Source organism: Paenibacillus sp. RS8 (assembly GCF_041956825.1).
In the GTDB taxonomy this organism is placed as follows: Bacteria; Bacillota; Bacilli; order Paenibacillales; family Paenibacillaceae; genus Paenibacillus_AQ.
In genome coordinates, this window is sequence record NZ_CP168131.1 from 5,328,845 (window position 1) to 5,344,843 (window position 15,999).

At 41.8% G+C, this 15,999-nt stretch carries 17 protein-coding genes; 3 read left to right on the forward strand and 14 right to left on the reverse strand.

Annotated elements, in window-relative coordinates; translation table 11 throughout:
- Window positions 1-64: 64 nt before the first annotated feature.
- The 4 genes from ACDZ28_RS25180 to ACDZ28_RS25195 form a co-directional block, all read right to left on the reverse strand.
- Complete coding sequence (locus tag ACDZ28_RS25180; RefSeq protein WP_375103074.1) at window positions 65-544, reverse strand: flavodoxin domain-containing protein; 480 nt, start codon at window positions 542-544, stop codon at window positions 65-67.
- 55 nt (window positions 545-599) lie between these two features.
- Window positions 600-1,223, reverse strand: coding sequence for a TetR/AcrR family transcriptional regulator (locus tag ACDZ28_RS25185; protein ID WP_076118671.1), 624 nt, complete (start codon window positions 1,221-1,223; stop codon window positions 600-602).
- A gap of 189 nt (window positions 1,224-1,412) precedes the next feature.
- Window positions 1,413-1,514, reverse strand: a complete 102-nt coding sequence (locus tag ACDZ28_RS25190; RefSeq protein WP_197069683.1) for a sporulation protein YjcZ — start codon at window positions 1,512-1,514, stop codon at window positions 1,413-1,415.
- A 219-nt stretch (window positions 1,515-1,733) separates the two neighbouring features.
- Window positions 1,734-2,243, reverse strand: a complete 510-nt coding sequence (locus ACDZ28_RS25195; protein WP_042128229.1) for a GNAT family N-acetyltransferase — start codon at window positions 2,241-2,243, stop codon at window positions 1,734-1,736.
- A 164-nt stretch (window positions 2,244-2,407) separates the two neighbouring features.
- Between ACDZ28_RS25195 and xerS the strand changes: the two genes are divergently transcribed.
- A complete protein-coding gene (gene xerS / locus ACDZ28_RS25200) occupies window positions 2,408-3,490 on the forward strand; it encodes a tyrosine recombinase XerS (RefSeq protein ID WP_042128231.1) in 1,083 nt (360 codons plus the stop codon).
- A gap of 229 nt (window positions 3,491-3,719) precedes the next feature.
- Here the strand turns inward: xerS and glp are convergent, their stop codons facing one another.
- The 8 genes from glp to ACDZ28_RS25240 all read right to left on the reverse strand — a co-directional run bounded on the left by glp (window position 3,720) and on the right by ACDZ28_RS25240 (window position 10,058).
- On the reverse strand, window positions 3,720-4,982 hold the full coding sequence (glp, locus tag ACDZ28_RS25205) for a gephyrin-like molybdotransferase Glp (RefSeq protein WP_042128232.1): 1,263 nt from the start codon (window positions 4,980-4,982) through the stop codon (window positions 3,720-3,722).
- Window positions 4,983-5,155: 173 nt separating this feature from the next.
- Window positions 5,156-5,662, reverse strand: a complete 507-nt coding sequence (locus ACDZ28_RS25210) for a DUF4178 domain-containing protein (RefSeq protein ID WP_042128234.1) — start codon at window positions 5,660-5,662, stop codon at window positions 5,156-5,158.
- Window positions 5,663-5,676: 14 nt separating this feature from the next.
- Window positions 5,677-6,081, reverse strand: a complete 405-nt coding sequence (locus tag ACDZ28_RS25215; RefSeq protein WP_042128236.1) for a DUF350 domain-containing protein — start codon at window positions 6,079-6,081, stop codon at window positions 5,677-5,679.
- Window positions 6,082-6,205: 124 nt separating this feature from the next.
- On the reverse strand, window positions 6,206-6,874 hold the full coding sequence (locus ACDZ28_RS25220) for a PspA/IM30 family protein (protein ID WP_042128238.1): 669 nt from the start codon (window positions 6,872-6,874) through the stop codon (window positions 6,206-6,208).
- 70 nt (window positions 6,875-6,944) lie between these two features.
- Window positions 6,945-7,283, reverse strand: a complete 339-nt coding sequence (locus tag ACDZ28_RS25225) for a hypothetical protein (RefSeq protein WP_231573789.1) — start codon at window positions 7,281-7,283, stop codon at window positions 6,945-6,947.
- A 23-nt stretch (window positions 7,284-7,306) separates the two neighbouring features.
- A complete protein-coding gene (locus tag ACDZ28_RS25230) occupies window positions 7,307-8,239 on the reverse strand; it encodes a dihydroorotate dehydrogenase (RefSeq protein ID WP_042128240.1) in 933 nt (310 codons plus the stop codon).
- A complete protein-coding gene (locus ACDZ28_RS25235) occupies window positions 8,232-8,936 on the reverse strand; it encodes a dihydroorotate dehydrogenase electron transfer subunit (protein ID WP_156114818.1) in 705 nt (234 codons plus the stop codon). The genes ACDZ28_RS25230 and ACDZ28_RS25235 overlap by 8 nt, the downstream gene beginning before the upstream one ends.
- A gap of 87 nt (window positions 8,937-9,023) precedes the next feature.
- On the reverse strand, window positions 9,024-10,058 hold the full coding sequence (locus tag ACDZ28_RS25240) for an NADH:flavin oxidoreductase/NADH oxidase (protein WP_375103075.1): 1,035 nt from the start codon (window positions 10,056-10,058) through the stop codon (window positions 9,024-9,026).
- 185 nt (window positions 10,059-10,243) lie between these two features.
- Between ACDZ28_RS25240 and ACDZ28_RS25245 the strand changes: the two genes are divergently transcribed.
- Window positions 10,244-11,125, forward strand: coding sequence for a polysaccharide deacetylase family protein (locus ACDZ28_RS25245; protein WP_042128244.1), 882 nt, complete (start codon window positions 10,244-10,246; stop codon window positions 11,123-11,125).
- 145 nt (window positions 11,126-11,270) lie between these two features.
- Here ACDZ28_RS25245 and ACDZ28_RS25250 read toward each other — a convergent pair whose 3' ends face one another.
- Window positions 11,271-11,942 (reverse strand): 3D domain-containing protein, encoded by a 672-nt coding sequence (locus ACDZ28_RS25250; RefSeq protein ID WP_042128246.1) that lies wholly within the window; start codon window positions 11,940-11,942, stop codon window positions 11,271-11,273.
- 400 nt (window positions 11,943-12,342) lie between these two features.
- Between ACDZ28_RS25250 and ppk1 the strand changes: the two genes are divergently transcribed.
- Entirely contained in the window at window positions 12,343-14,457 is a 2,115-nt protein-coding gene (gene ppk1, locus ACDZ28_RS25255) for a polyphosphate kinase 1 (protein WP_375103076.1), read from the forward strand.
- Here the strand turns inward: ppk1 and ACDZ28_RS25260 are convergent.
- Window positions 14,405-15,934, reverse strand: coding sequence for a Ppx/GppA family phosphatase (locus ACDZ28_RS25260; protein ID WP_375103077.1), 1,530 nt, complete (start codon window positions 15,932-15,934; stop codon window positions 14,405-14,407). The genes ppk1 and ACDZ28_RS25260 overlap by 53 nt on opposite strands.
- Window positions 15,935-15,999 lie beyond the last annotated feature (65 nt).

A 15,999-nucleotide genomic window follows, 5' to 3' on the forward strand; every position in this document is an offset into this window, starting at 1 on the left:
CGAATCAGTTAACATAATAATTATTATGTTAACTGATTTCAAGAAGTCGACTCTCCATACACTTTTACCTCTGTTTTATCGCAAGTGCAAACCTCTCTATCGTCTCTTTGGATAACCCATTTACACTCATGCCCTTCCCTTTTACCATCCGCAGAACCAATCGATCTAATAAAGTGAACTTCTCTTCATAAATCTCATCTCCGAACACTTCTTTTGTAATTGATTGGTCATACAGCTTCTCTGGAAATGAAGATTTCAATTCCTGTGCGGCCTGCTCCCCCTTCGCTCCTGCACAAATAAATAATCCAACGCGCTTCTTACTTAGTTCATTTTGATATTTTGAAGTAAACTCCATCATTTGTTTTTGTATTTTCCCATAATAAATAGATCCACCTAAGATGACCGTATCATATCGCTCTAATGCCGGCTCTTTAGCAAGCATCAAATTGACTACTTCAGTCTCTTCACCCAACTGATTTTTCAATAAATAAGCCGCTTTCTCCGTACATCCATATTTGGAAGTATAAATAATAATTGTCTTCATTCTAATCACTCCCCTTCACGCTCTGATCTTCCTACTGTGTTAAAGGTGTACTTATTTACCTGTTTGCTATAGAAACCATTGAATCCAAATAACAAGAAATGAGAGCTTCGACCTGTTCTTCAGGCAAATCCTTTTCTACAATCAAACGCATAATTAATCCGAATGCAGCACTCCATATCACTTGAGCAGTGAGCTCTATAGAAGATTCCTTATGGAGTTCTTTCGATCCGAACCTAGATAAACATTGGCAGAGCATACCAATCGCTTTACGCTCCTGAGCAGCTCCCTTGAATAGAACAGCTGTGTAACTAAGAACAGCCGGTGTATCGTTCAGCATTACATTACGGTACTCTACACTTGTCGAAAGGGTCATCCTGATCCATTGCTCAAGCGATTGTCTCAAAAGCTTCTCTGGTGGCAGTTCATGCTCCGCCTTGCGCTGTACGGACTGAAGCTCGGTGACCATATCTGTATATTTTTGTTGCAAATATCTCACCACAATTTCATCTTTACCCTGGAAGTAATGATAAATAATTCCCGGTGAATACTCGATTTTCTCTGCAATTTTGCGAATAGAAAGCTTCTCAATACCTTCTTCTGCAATCAACAAAGCCGCGGCCTGTAAAATCCTTTTCTTCATTTTCTCACGTTCACGCATTTGCCGTTGTTCTTTATTCATCTTAATGTCTCCTCATAACTTGAACATCGTTTAATCATTGAACACTGTTAAATATATATAAGTTCTTTTATTATTTTCTATATAGTAAATCACACACAAAACCCGCCCAGTTAATGTAATATCCAGACATAAAAAATCCGCCAGTCCATATAGACTGACGGAGGAACCCTTATTCATGAAGTTAAAGGATTACAGACAAAGAGTTTTAGTGATGATAACCAACAGGATAAACAGAACCAGAATTGCTCCTGTGGAAGTAAATCCACCGTATCCGCCTGCGAATTCGCCCATTTTAACTCCTCCTTTGTAATTGAGTACATCATAAGATATGCTAAATCCCCATCTGTGCTTGGGTGAAATGAACAAAAATAACCCAAACAATCCTAGTGAGATCGTTGGGTTATTAATTAAGTTAACATAATCATAATTATGTTAACTTAATGTGCTTTTAACTTAACTATCATAAGATAACCATTCATTTAGATTGACTACAATACCATTGTTTTCTTTTCAATTATTAACTCTATTATTATTTAATGTATTGAAGTACTGGCTCGGATTGCCTTGAGGTGGATTATAACGCTCTTGAAATTCTCCATTTGTGTACTCCCCAATCACTCTTTGCCAGAAATTACGAGCAGGCGTATTCGCACGTACCTGTGACACCTTCCAATCACCTGGGTACATGTCAAACAACTTATGTGCAGCCCAGGTTCCTACTCCGCTCCGGCGATATTTCTGCATTACAAAAAACTCTGTCATATAAAATTGCCCTTCGGGATTACGCAGCAACCGTTCTACCAAAGCAAATCCAGCAATATGCTCGTCCACTTTGAACAAATACACAAATTTATTATCGCCACTACTCCAAAATGATTCTAGTCCCGGATAAGCTGGGTATACGCCATCTTGGTCTACATCAAGCTCCAGATAACGGGTAAAATCATATAAATAAAACTGCATAAGTTTGCTTATCGTCTGTTTCCGCTCTCTGGGAACCAGCTCCATTCCAAGTTCCATTAGGTGCACCTCTGCCATTTATGTTTACTTCACATCATATAACTTAGTTCCTTTAGGAGCAAGTTCCCCCCTTTTAATTAACTCTAATCAAAGCCCATAGGGGCTAAAACATGATAAGATAGAAGGAAGAAATTATAAGAAAACTATGGAAAAAGGTGAATCACATGAGCGTTCAAAAGAACGATGACCGTAAAAAACTGGATCTAAAGCTACCTCTCATGCCTTGGTTCGTTCAGCAGTTCATTGACTATAAACGTCCTGATCTATCCCCCTCCACCCTCCTGGAGTATATTCGGGACTATGAGTCCTTTTTCGGATGGCTACGTGCCGAAGGTCTCTCTCAAGCCAGCTCCAATACAGAGATCACGCTACTTGAATTAGAAACCCTGCATATGGATAGTATTGTTGGATACCGTCTGCATCTCACAACCCGTGCAGAGGGAACAAATACACGTGTAACCGTATCTCGTAAACTGTCTGCATTACGCTCATTATTTCATTATTTAAGTCAAATCGCTGAGGACGAGAATTTCTATCCTTTGCTTAAACGAAATATTATGGCCAAGGTAGAAGTTAAACGAACGCATAAGCCTAAGGATACCGCTGCTAAATTAAAGGGCAAGATTCTAGAAGATGAGGAACTGCTGGAATTCGTGGGTTATATTTTTGAAGGATATGGACGAGATGTTGAAGGAAACAAGCAGGCTTATTATTCTTTTCAATTAAATCGTGAACGCGACGCCTGTATTGCCAGCTTAATTCTTAATTCTGGCCTCCGGGTATCTGAAGTAGTCAATCTGAACGTGGATGATCTGGATATTAACAACAAGCTACTCTATGTCACTCGAAAAGGGAATAATGATGAAACCTTCAAAACCCCTGTTTATTTTCGTGAACAAGCAAAGGATGATTTAGCTCTTTATCTAAACCTGCGTCAATCTCGTTATAAAACACCAAAGAGGGAAAAAGCATTGTTTATCGCTTTGCCCAACGGACGTCAAGAAGGTAAACGTATGACCAAAAGGGCCATTCAAGAAATGATTATTAAATACGCAAAACGTTTTGGTAAGCCCTATTTAACGGTACATAAGCTTCGTCACTCTTTTGCTACAGACTATTATCTGCAAAATGATATTTATAAAACAAAAGAACAGCTCGGGCATGCTTCCACAGAAACAACCGAAATCTATGCTCACCTCACAGACAAAACGATGTCTGAGGCGATTGAACGTCGTTTGGATAGTTAATTTTTCGCAAAAACCCGGCCATACCTCCTCCGATTTTTATGGAAAAGGTGTGGCCGGTTCTCTTTCTACATTGTATAGAAAGACTGATCAGATTAGCATTATGTTAAATTATTGGCTTTTCTATTGTGAATTTTTCATATGTTGAAACGTTATAAATAATATCGTTGGAATATTAGTTTTAGCTATTTCCGTTCTATTGTTAATGTAAAAAGTACATTTCATCTTTATCCTATCCACGAATTTCTCCAGGAAGCTTGATAATAGTTACTTTAGCTCCCGCAGATATTCCATTTTCCGCTGGTGAAAAAACTATCAGACAATCGCTATCCTTGATCGTGACCGTCACAGAAGATTCGTCAATAGCTGCTGGAAAGGCATAAAGACTACCATCCCGGATCTCTAGTCGTGCTCTAACAAATCGGGTAAAGTTATTTACTCTATTATAATCTGCACCAAGTGTAGCTCTCCATTCAGGCAAGAAGGGTTGTGAGGCACTTTGCATTAATCTGATAACGGGACGTGCGAACAATTGAAACCCAACGAAACAAGCACCTGGATTACCTGATAGGGCTAACAGCAGCTTCCCCCCTCTAACAGCAGCAGTGGTAACGCTCCCCGGACGCATCGTCACTTTATTAAACAACATATCTCCACTCTGTTCACGTACCAAATCGCCCATAATATCATAATCTCCTACCGATACACCACCCGTTGTGATTACAAAATCATAAGTTTCCAGCGCCATCTGCACTTTACTTCGGGCCAGCTCCAGATCGTCCACAATGGATCCCAGCATCACTGGCTCCCCGCCTGCCTCTTTGACTAAAGCCTCAAGCATAGGAGAGTTGCTGTTTCGAATTTTTCCGGGCTGTAGCGGTTCATGTACCTCTAGCAGCTCTGTTCCTGTCGCAAAGATTGCCACCTTAGGCCGACGATAGACTTTCACTGTATGTATACCAAACGCTGCCAGAACAGCGATATCCCCCGCAGAGATTAATCGTCCCGCTGGCAGCACTAGCTCGCCAGGACTTAACTCCAGCCCCATCGGTGTGATATTAGAATTCGCTTCCTGCTTCTTACGAATACCAACGAAAGTCTTTCCATCCTCCACACGTGTCTCCGTTACTTCCAGCATTACTACAGTATCTGCCCCTGACGGAACTTGTGCCCCTGTCATTATTCTTGCTGTTGTTCCCGAAGTAATATCTACAGATTGCACAGCGCCACATGGAATATTGTCCACCATTTCTAACCATACGACTTGTCCATTTACACAGAGATTCGTATCCGCTGCGATAATCGCATATCCATCCATGCTCGAACGGTTAAACGCTGGGAAAGGATGCGGAGCAATTACTTCCTCAGCTAAATAGCGACCACAACACTCATTCAACGGGACCTTCTGTGGCTCTAACGGATTAGCAAATTTGATTATTTTAGCTTGTGCCTCTTTTACTTGAAGTGCTCTGCGCTGAAATTTATGATCCTCCATACAAATGCCTCCGCTCTAAATCGTCCATTTTTCAGTATAATAGGTACTATTTTAACATGAGACATCCTGAAGATAAATGAATTGCGGAAACGGCAAAATCCTTTACCTATTTCAACTACAAAATTGCACAAAAAAAGATGCGATCACAAGATCACATCTCCTACGATTCATTTCTAGGATGCTCTAATAACCTTTACATCACCAGGAATTACTTTTTCTCCTTCATAAAGCATGAACCGTCCATGTTGCCATTCCACACGCAGAAGCCGAGAATCGTCTGACTGATATTGCCATACATGCTGTTCTCCACCATTCATAAAAGGGGTTTGGCCAGCAACAGCAACATATCCTTCATACTCTTCCTCCAGAAAAAATGTATAATCATCCAGTTCAAGAGTTGTTGGAACTTCAGCAGGATTATCTAAGCGCCCATCGATAGGTTTATACAAACCATATTGTAGCTGTTCCCGCTCCTCAATATGCAAATAGGCAATTTGACTACCATCTCTTAACGTCAGTACTACTGCGTTTCGTCCACGATTATGAGTCCTGCCGGTTACCTCGTAGGTAACGAGTGATACTTCACAGATGTCTCCGGGAGACAAATTAAGCATACTTTTCTGTACTTCCTGAGTCACTGGTTTGGAGAAAAGATTACCTATACGTTTCCATATACTCAATTTGATCATTCCCCCTACATAAATGCAGAAATAATTAAAGCTCCCGTAATTTGCAGTGAGCCTGATAATAAGCCGTATCCAATTTTGCCAAGCTGTGTCCCATGATCCAGGTCCAGATTCCCCCATTTAGCTAAGAGAAGACGGACCGTTCTTTCCAATATAAGCAAAAGAAAAAAAGATACAATCGAGACCAACAAAGCATCTGGCAAACTGTTAGATGCAGCTATCGATGACGATAAAATGAATGCCTGTGCTAATAGCTTCATCACAAAACGTGTAGTAACTGCCATATTTCCAGCCTTTAACTCTTCTAGATCATTGTATCGAGTGAAAAGTGAATCCACAAACATTAGCACAAACAGTAACACCGCACCGCTCACCGTCCACACGACCATGGACACCAGGATATGGAAATCCATTCAAATAGCCCCCGCTTATTCATTTTGCATGCCTGTCATAAGCATAGATAAAGCGAAGCGGAAACGATATTCCTGTCTCCCCTTCGCCTGTGAACATCAGCCGTGAATCGGCTAAGATCAAATGTTATTGCTTCTCATATTGTTTCATCAGAGCAGCCAATTCATCTTCTACTGCTTGATCTTTGTTCAGCTTCTCGAACTCATCATCAAGTGATTTGTTGCCCGAGCTCATTTCGTTGCTTGCTTCTGCTTGAGCTTCTGCTTGCAGCATTTTTTCTTCCATACGCTTCAGACCAGCAGATGCGGAATCAGAGCTGAAGCCGCTCATCGCTTTATTAATTTCAGTTTGAGCTTTGGCAGCATTATAACGAGCAACCAAGCTTTCGCGTTTGTTCTTCATTTGAGTAAGTTGCTTGCGCATTTCGTCAAGCTTCCCACGAAGATTATCCGCAGAGGCTTTGTTCTGATCGAAGCTAGCTTTATATTCTACCAATTTAGCTTCAGCAGCCTTTTTCTCTTCCAGAGCACGGCGAGCGAGATCAACGTTACCAGCTTGAGCTGCAGCATGTGCCTGTTGTGTACGTTTGTTAACAAGCGCTTCCTGTTCTTCATACAGCTGCTTGAATTTCTTTTCAATAGCGATTTGAGCCGCTACCGCTTTTTCTGCATCTTCCAAATCTTCGGTCATATCACGAATGTACTGATCCGTCATTTTAATTGGATCTTCTGCTTTGTCAATAATCGCATTCACATTAGACATCGTTAAATCGCGCAATCTTTTAAATATAGACATGGTTTCATTCCTCCAAAAGATAATTTAAAAACTCACTTGATATCTTTTACGCAGAATTGCCAATCCCGTTTCAAATTTGTTGCGCTAAATATTGATTAACTTTATTATTTACAATTTCTACGACTTCCATAATGCCTTCTTTCGTGATCTCGTCGTAATGAATGCCCATAACAACTGTGACCGTCTTGTTCAGCGCCTCCGCTACCTTGACCGCAATTGATTCGCTTATCGTGTGCTCTTTATGGTGAGGAACCGCAGAGGTTTGCACCTCAACCTGATCTCCATTTAGATAAGCCGTACTTGACGCTCCGATATGATGAACGCCACCACAAATTACGAGCAAGAGATCACGTCCGACAGCCGTCGCCGTCAGCTCAATATCATCAGGATTAATCTTGTTAGAAGCCAATAGTATCTCCTCACTACTCTACTTTATATAATGCCACGTATTTCATCCAAGGATTGAATATTTTCTTGCACCATGAATTGCTCAAGCTCTTCAACAAGCTGACTACCCGCTCTTAAATTCATGAAATTGTAGGTTCCCACCTGAATTACCGAAGCACCTGCCATAATAAATTCAATAATATCAGTAGCTGTGGTGATGCCCCCCATTCCGATCACCGGAATAGATATGTTCTGAGCAACCTGATGCACCATGCGCAAAGCCACTGGCTTAATTGCTGGTCCGGACAGTCCGGCATACAAGTTATTAAACACACTGCTTCTCCGTCTCACATCAATCTTCATACCGGAAATAGTGTTAATCAGAGAGACGGCATCTGCTCCCTCTTCCTCACACATTTGCGCCATTTCAACGATATTCTCAGCACCTGGAGACAGCTTTACCGCAAGTGGCAGCTTAGTAGCACGTCTAACAGCTTGTACTACTTTTTGAGCTTCAGAAGTCTTGATCCCAAATGCGATTCCACCCTCTTTTACATTTGGACAGGAAATATTCAACTCAATCATATCAACAGCTGTTTTACCTAAGCTTGATCGTAGATCAGCATCACGTTGGATCATTTCTGCTCCAAGTACGTAATCTTCAAGCGTCCCGCCCCCAAGATTCACCAAACGAGCGGTATCGAGTGTTTCCCAATAAGGGCATTCTTTTTCCAAGAACGCGGCTACACCAGGATTCTCCAATCCTACACTATTCAGCATACCAGAGGCTGTCTCATATACTCGAGTGCCAGGATTACCTGCTTTTGGATGGAGGGTGAGCCCTTTGCCTGAGATTCCACCTAGTAAAGATACATCATACAGCTTTCCGTACTCACGACCAAAGCCGAATGTGCCTGAAGCCATTACAATCGGATTCTTAAAATGCACGCCTGCAATTGTTGTGCTCATCTTAGTCATGGAATATCACCTCCTCTGAAAGGAACACAGGTCCGTCTGCACAGGCTTTTCGTTGTCCATCACGACATGAAACACTGCAGACAAGACAAGCACCAATACCGCAAGCCATTCGGTTCTCTAGAGAGAGGTAAACTTTTGTTTTGCTGCCTGCCTCTTCAGCTGCTATGCCTTTAAGCTGTGCAGCTTTAAGCATTGGGTGCGGACCGCAGACAAAAATATGATCATATTGACTAAAGTCTACACGATCCAAAATAAATCCGCCTACATCTACTGTAAGCTCGGCAGCCAATGGACGAAAGGCTTCTGTCCGATAAGCCTCCCGACTAAATCCTAGAAAGACATCACAACCGGGGAGCTGCTTTGCACAATAATATAGCGGCGCTATTCCGATCCCACCACCGATAAGTGCAACCTTCCCTTCTACCTGCGGGAATCCCGTACCAAAAGGTCCTTCAAGCTCCACAGAATCACCAGGAGTCAACCGAGAAAATATCTCTGTACCTTCCCCTACTACGTGATATAAAAATTCAATACTATCTTCGTTCACTTCATGTATACTTAACGGTCTGGAAAGGATGGGATAAGCTCCCCATGCCCGTAACATGTAGAATTGACCCATTTTACCGCCACTATTCGTTTCAACCTTAAGGTGGTACACTCCGTCTGTTAGCCTATCGTTACTTAAAACCATCCCCACGTTATCAAGCTCCTTCAAATTTTATCTTTATTAAGATTGCCTTAGAAGGAACATAAAATCTGTGACAAACTTCACATTCAAAGCGAGCTATCCTTTTTTCCAGATCCCACGTTCATAAGGTTTGGGTACGTTATGCACGCCTCCAAGCGCTTCTTCCGCATGTAAAGCCCAATATGGATCACTTAACATCCCACGGCCAACTGCTACCAGCTCCGCCCGTTCTTCCGCGACAATGGACTGTGCCTCAGGATAAGATTCAAGCCGCCCTACTGCAATTACTGGCACCTGTAATTCACTGCGGATAAACTCAGCCAGATCCACTTGATAAGCAGGTCCGGCATTGGGCCCGCCATTTGAACCTATTGGACCTTCCCCACCTGAAGAAACATGGAACATATCCACACCAGCATTCTTATACCGGCGGCAAATATCCAGGGCATAATTAGCATCATATCCGCCCTCTACATATTCCTTAGCAGATATTCTCATAATCAATGGCATGTCCACAGGAACTACTTCTCGGACAGCTTTAACTACTTGTTCTCCGAACAGCGCAGGATCTTGGCCATATTCATCTTTTCTGATATTGGTCAATGGTGAATGAAACTGGTGAATTAAATAACCGTGTGCACCATGAATTTCAACCGTATCAAATCCTGCCTCCACAGCTCTGCGCGCACCTTCACGAAAAGCTTCGATCAACTCTAAAATCCCATCCTTAGAAAGAGCCTGTGGCGTTTTAGATTTAGAATCAAAAGGAATTGCTGATGGAGCTACTGGCGGCTCTGCATCCACGGCTTTCCGTCCAGCATGTCCTAATTGAACTGCGATTTTTGATCCATAGGCATGTACACCATCTGTGATTCTACGATAAGCATCAATTTGTGAATCACTCCAAATTCCTGTATCTCGATTAGTGATTCTACCGTCTGAATGTACGCCAGTCATTTCCACGATAATAAATCCTGTACCACCAATAGCACGGCTTACATAATGAACATAATGCCAATCATTAGGGATACCATCCTCTTTATCCACCGAATACTGGCACATAGGTGGCATAACAATACGATTCTTCAGCGATAACCCCTTCAATTCATACGGTGCAAACAAATCAGACATTCATGTCTCCATCCTTCCGTAATCTATAATTGACTCGGGAATTCCCCGTTCTATTAGTATACACGCATTGGTTCCTTCAAGAAATCTTAACCAATACTGTATTGTTATCAGCATAAATCTACCCATCTATGGAGATAACAATTAAGAATATGACGGTGATCAGGTAGTAAAGGAGGCAGATGGGGATGTATTTTCAACGGAGAGGTCAGAAACTGCTTGTAATATTAGGAACAATCATAACTATGCTATTCCCAACCTATTCTTCAGAGGTTGCGTCAGCGCCTGTGCAGAGTCAGAAAACTCCGCAAGAACAAACACAAAGCGCACCTGTTTCAGACGAAGATAAGGCAATTTCAGCAGGTAGCGCTGCTACAAATAGTTCGACGCTTAACAATAATAAGAACACTAAGGGTCTGACGTTAAGTCAGCTATTACACAAATATCCAGAAACTTTTAAGACAAGTGGGCCTCGGAATAAAGTCATCGCACTTACTTTTGATGATGTTCCTGATCCAAGATTTACCCCCCAATTGCTAAACATCCTAAAAAAATATCATGTCAAGGCAACCTTCTTTGTGGTGGGAAGTAGAGCAAAAAAACATCCAGCGTTGGTAAAAAGGATGATTAGAGAAGGTCATGCGATTGGTAATCACTCGTATAACCACCCTCAGTTTGTGAAATTAGAGATGAATGATTTTCGGACACAAATCATTAAGACCGAAAATATTATACAGACCTTGGCGGGATATAAACCTCGTCTAATTCGCCCACCTTATGGGGACATCAGTGAACAACAGTTAAAGTGGGCGAAAAATCATGGCTACACGCTGGTGAATTGGAATGTGGACTCTTTAGACTGGAAGGGACTTTCCAAAAACCAAGTTAGAAATAACATTCTAGCTCATATTGGAAGAGGAGCGATTATTCTTCAACACGGTGGAGGAGGTCCTGGTAGTCAACTACAAGGAACGATTCAAGCCTTGCCTGAAGTAATCACTATTATGAGCAAACGGGGTTATACATTCGTTACTGTTCCTCAATTACTACAGGTATCCAAAAGTAAATAAAGAATCCCCACAAACATAGACTTAATGATATTTTCTAAAAAAAAACGGAGGCAGCCGCTAAGGACTCCCTCCGTTTCCTATTTATCTTTTTTAGAACTTTTCATATCTCTTATTTATCTATATAAGTCTTTCTATTTTTATCTCTCTATTTAACAATGTATAATTGTACATATTGATAACCAAAAGATGATACAAAGCTTTGGCTACCAGGAATAAAGATATCTATACGATTACCCTTTATAGCACCGCCCACATCTGTTGCCGTAGCTAAGAAAGCATCTTTAGGCAATCCATCATGTGAATGACCAGTTACCAACACTTTGGTACCGAGTGGAATCACATTTGGATCAACTGCAATAGTACCAAGCTTGAGCGGATTTCCGAAATAATCTACAGCACCCCATCCGCCATTCTCACTGCTTGCTGATGAATAAGCTGATGCTTTAACTTGAATCGTTTTGTCATAATTAAAGGTCTTACCCCATGCTTCAACTGTTTTGGTCCCTGAGTTTACATTCAGATTTGGTGTAATCACTGGTGAATTGTCAGTTGTAGTTGTAGTTGTGGTTACGGACTCAGCCTGCATTTTACTAGGTATCGTAATCTCAAGACCTTCGTAAATATTAAGTGCTGCAACGTTTGGGTTTGCTTTCATTAATTCATTCATACCTACATTGTATTGCTTGGATAAAGTATAAAAAGTATTGCCTTCTTTAGCGATATGAACGCTGTCTGCATGTGCTGGTACAGCATGCAACAATGCACTGATTCCCATTACTGCAGCAAGGGCTTTAATTGTTCTAAATTTGTTCTTCATAATTGCCTCCTCATTAGATGGGCGTGAACGGTATGACTTCCGTATACGCTCGTGTACATTTTGAGTACCTATGTACATCCCGTGTGATTTCATGGTGTGTTGTGGTCTTTTGTAAAACTGACAGGACTTAATATATCACAATTTTGTAACCTGTGCCTATGTAATTGTTACCATTACGAAATATCAAGTTTCAATTTTGTCATCTTTTCAGATTTCAGTTAACATATTTTTTGTTATGTAAACTTCGTATAAAGATTCATGCACCTTTTTTTTAAAAAATATCATATAAATTTCCCGAAGATTTTACATAGCGTTAACATTTCATGCTTTATCCAATAGTAGAATGATAGAATATGATAAATAGATTAGATATAGATAACGAATCATATTTGGAGGTCTCATGAATACAGAAGAGAATAAAAACAACCAAAGCAGTCCAGCCACTGCTTACCTCAATAGAGATTTGAGCTGGATCGAGTTTAATCGACGCGTGCTTAAAGAAGCGCAAGACCCAGATAACCCGCTTATGGAACGCGCTAGATTTCTGGCTATTGTCTCAAGTAATCTGGACGAATTTATAAGTGTTCGAGTAGCAGGAATTCAAGATCAAATCCGGGCGGGGTATACGAAAAAAGATTTCACTGGCTACACCCCTTCCGGGTTATATAAACGTCTCATTAAGAGAGTTACCAAAATTGTTGCCGATCAATACCGGATTTTCCGTGATATTTCACGGAGCTTGCATAAAGAAGGAATCGTTTTTGTGGATTATGAGGATCTCACTCATGCACAGGAACAGTCCATAGAACAATATTACCGGGATATTATCTATCCTGTACTTACACCAATGGCTGTTGACCAGAGTCGACCGTTTCCACTCGTTCATAGCCAATTCATCTATTTAGCAGTAGTTCTTACTCGTAAGAATGGCCTTGAAGAGGAGCCTTTTTTTGCAATTCTGCAAATTCCATCAAATCTGCCGAGATGTATCCCTCTTCCACACCGATCAAACAGTAAGAAACGGCAGTTCGTATTTATAGAGGATGTCATTCGTCATCACATTCAAACATTGTTTAGTGGTTACGAGCCAGTGGCTGTTAGTGAATTTCGTTTGACCCGCAACTCTGATCTCACGATCGACGAAGAAGGGGCCGAGGATCTTCTAGAAGAGATTGAAAAAGAGCTGCGCAAGCGTCGTCGCGGTGTCCCTGCAAGACTTGAAGTACAAAAAGGCATTCATCCTTATGCTTTGGAACAGCTGCAAGCTGAGTTTGAACTGGAGGACTTCGTATTCGAAATTGAAGGTCCACTAGACCTAAGTTTCCTTCGTAATTTCGCTGGAAGTATTAAAGGCTTTGGTTACTTAAACTATCCAAGTATCGAGCCCGTCTACCCTGCTGAATTTGAAGAAAATGAGGATTTCTTTGAGGTATTGCGTGAGCGGGATGTCCTAGTCTACCACCCTTACGAATCCTTTGACGCGATGACGGACTTTATCATTCAAGCCTCAGAGGATGAACAGGTGATGGCCATTAAGATGACTTTGTACCGGGTTAGTGGAAACTCTCCGCTGATCACTGCACTCGCTAATGCTGCTGAATCCGGGAAACAGGTAACTGTGGTTGTAGAGTTAAAGGCCAGGTTTGATGAGGAACGTAACATCGCTTGGGCTCGCCAACTCGAAAAATCCGGATGTCATGTCGTTTATGGTTTAGTTGGACTCAAAACGCATGCCAAAGTTACTTTGATCGTCCGTCAGGAAGGTCAAGAATTACGTCGCTACGTGCATGTAGGCACAGGAAACTACAATGACAGTACCGCCAAAGTATATACGGATCTCAGTCTATTTACCGCTCAAAGCGATATTGGACTCGATGCTTCTGAGCTATTTAATCAAATGACTGGCTATTCCGCCAATTTTGACTGGAACTCCTTTATTGTTGCTCCGACGAATATGAGTCTTTCCTTACAAAAGCTGATGCACCGTGAAGCGGAGCATGCTGCAGCTGGTAGACCTGCACGTATCATTGCCAAAATGAACTCTCTTTCCAATCAACAAGTCATTGACGATTTATATGGTGCTGCACAGGCCGGTGTATCGATCGATTTAATCGTTCGGGGAGTTTGTTGTCTTCGTCCAGGGATTGAAGGCTTGAGCGAGAACATTACGGTTCGCAGTATTGTCGACCGCTTTCTGGAGCATTCAAGAATTTACTATTTTGAAAATGGTGGAAAGCCTGAGGTTTATTTATCCAGTGCAGACTGGATGACAAGAAACCTAACCCGCCGGATTGAGCTGATGTGCCCAGTCAAAGACAGCAATATTCGTAAACAGATAGTTAAGATTCTTGAACTATCCCTTAAAGATAATGTGAAGGCCAGCTTCTTACAGCCTAACGGATATTACGAGCAACCAGACGACAAAAAGGCCCCTTTCCGGAGCCAGTTCGCAGCTATGGATGTTATACGTTGGAAGGGAACCCGAGTTTTACCTTTACCGCCCAAGCATTCTTAAATGCTTTTAAGGCGTTCTCAATGTCCTCTAGACCGATCAGAAGTGCTGAGGCGCCCTCAAGGTCCAGATGAAGTGAATTGCCGTGTAGATTAGCTTTCAAGCCACTTACAATCCCGATCTCGGTGCTGTCCAGTGCAATACTTAGCTGAACAAGCGATCCGAGCTTATGAATCCACTCTTCGTCGGAAGGCAGTAAAATGTCCTTATACATTTGGGACAGTTTCTGCTTCCGGCTTTTTGTGCTATACGAGGCAATCATCGCGCATAAGATAAGCTGACGGTGTGTTAGCCCACGAATCGGTGAATTCATTAGCCAATACAGGGTATGACGTTTGGATTGATAATAGTTAATGTTAGATCCCGTGCGATGCAGCATGATGGATACATAAATCAACATCTCATGTTCAGCTTTATTCTCCTCATCCTTGAATGCATCAAACAGACTTAGCGCAAGCTTGTTGATATGATCCAAATACCGTTTAGAGGTACGAATATCAAACCGAATGATCGTATTTAAACTGTATTCAAGCGCACTGTCTCGCACCGGTTGCTCCGGCTTCAGTAGATCATGAAGCATACCTTCTCTGAGCCCTTCACCGCTGATTACAGCCTGGCTAGCACCAACATACTGATATACCGTATGGAAAATAATTAAACCGGATACAATGATATCTGCTCGGCTCTTAGACAGCCCATCTAAATCTTTACGTTTATCGTAAGGCATTGAAGGTAATGTGTTCATAAAATGCTCAATCGTCTCACTAGCCATGGTGTAACCATGCGAGTTAGGTAATGAGTATGCTCTCGTTTTTTGATCCAGCTTGCCTAAAGAACGCACTGTCCCTCCCAGTCCAAATAACGGAAGACCCGCTGTTGCGTTAAGCCAATCATGTTCTACCAATCTCCCCAGAACAAAAGTCTCCAGCTTGTGAATCTGATCTCCGTTCCAGTTACCACCTTGTCCGAACATCAGGTTTGTATTCACCGCTCCAAATGGAAAGGAAATGCTATGTTGATAACGGCGTCCGCGAAAAAGTGTGATTTCAGTACTGCCGCCACCAATATCTATGACATAACCATCCTCAACATTAAAAGCGTTTATGACACCTAAGAAGCCAAAGTAAGCCTCCTGATGACCACTAATAACCTCTATTGGAATCGCAGAAGCTTGTGACAAGAAGGTAATAATTTCATTAGAGTTAGCTGCGTTTCTGATTGCCGCTGTAGCACCCGCACGTATAGTCTCCACTTCAAAAGCATTGCAGATCTCCTTAAACTGACGCAAGACAGGAATAATGGTCTCCATATCCTTCTGCTCCAGTCGACCTTCCTTCGTAATCTTCTCACTAAGACGTGCAGAGTACTTACACTCCTTGATGATCTTATAGCCTCCCTCCGGCGTTGTATCATAGATTACAAGACGTATGGAGTTAGAACCAATATCGATAATGCCTATACGGCGCAGATCATCTCTCATTATGTATGTACTCCTTTTCAAGTTGATTGACCATCTATTATACATGGTTTACATAAATAAATGAA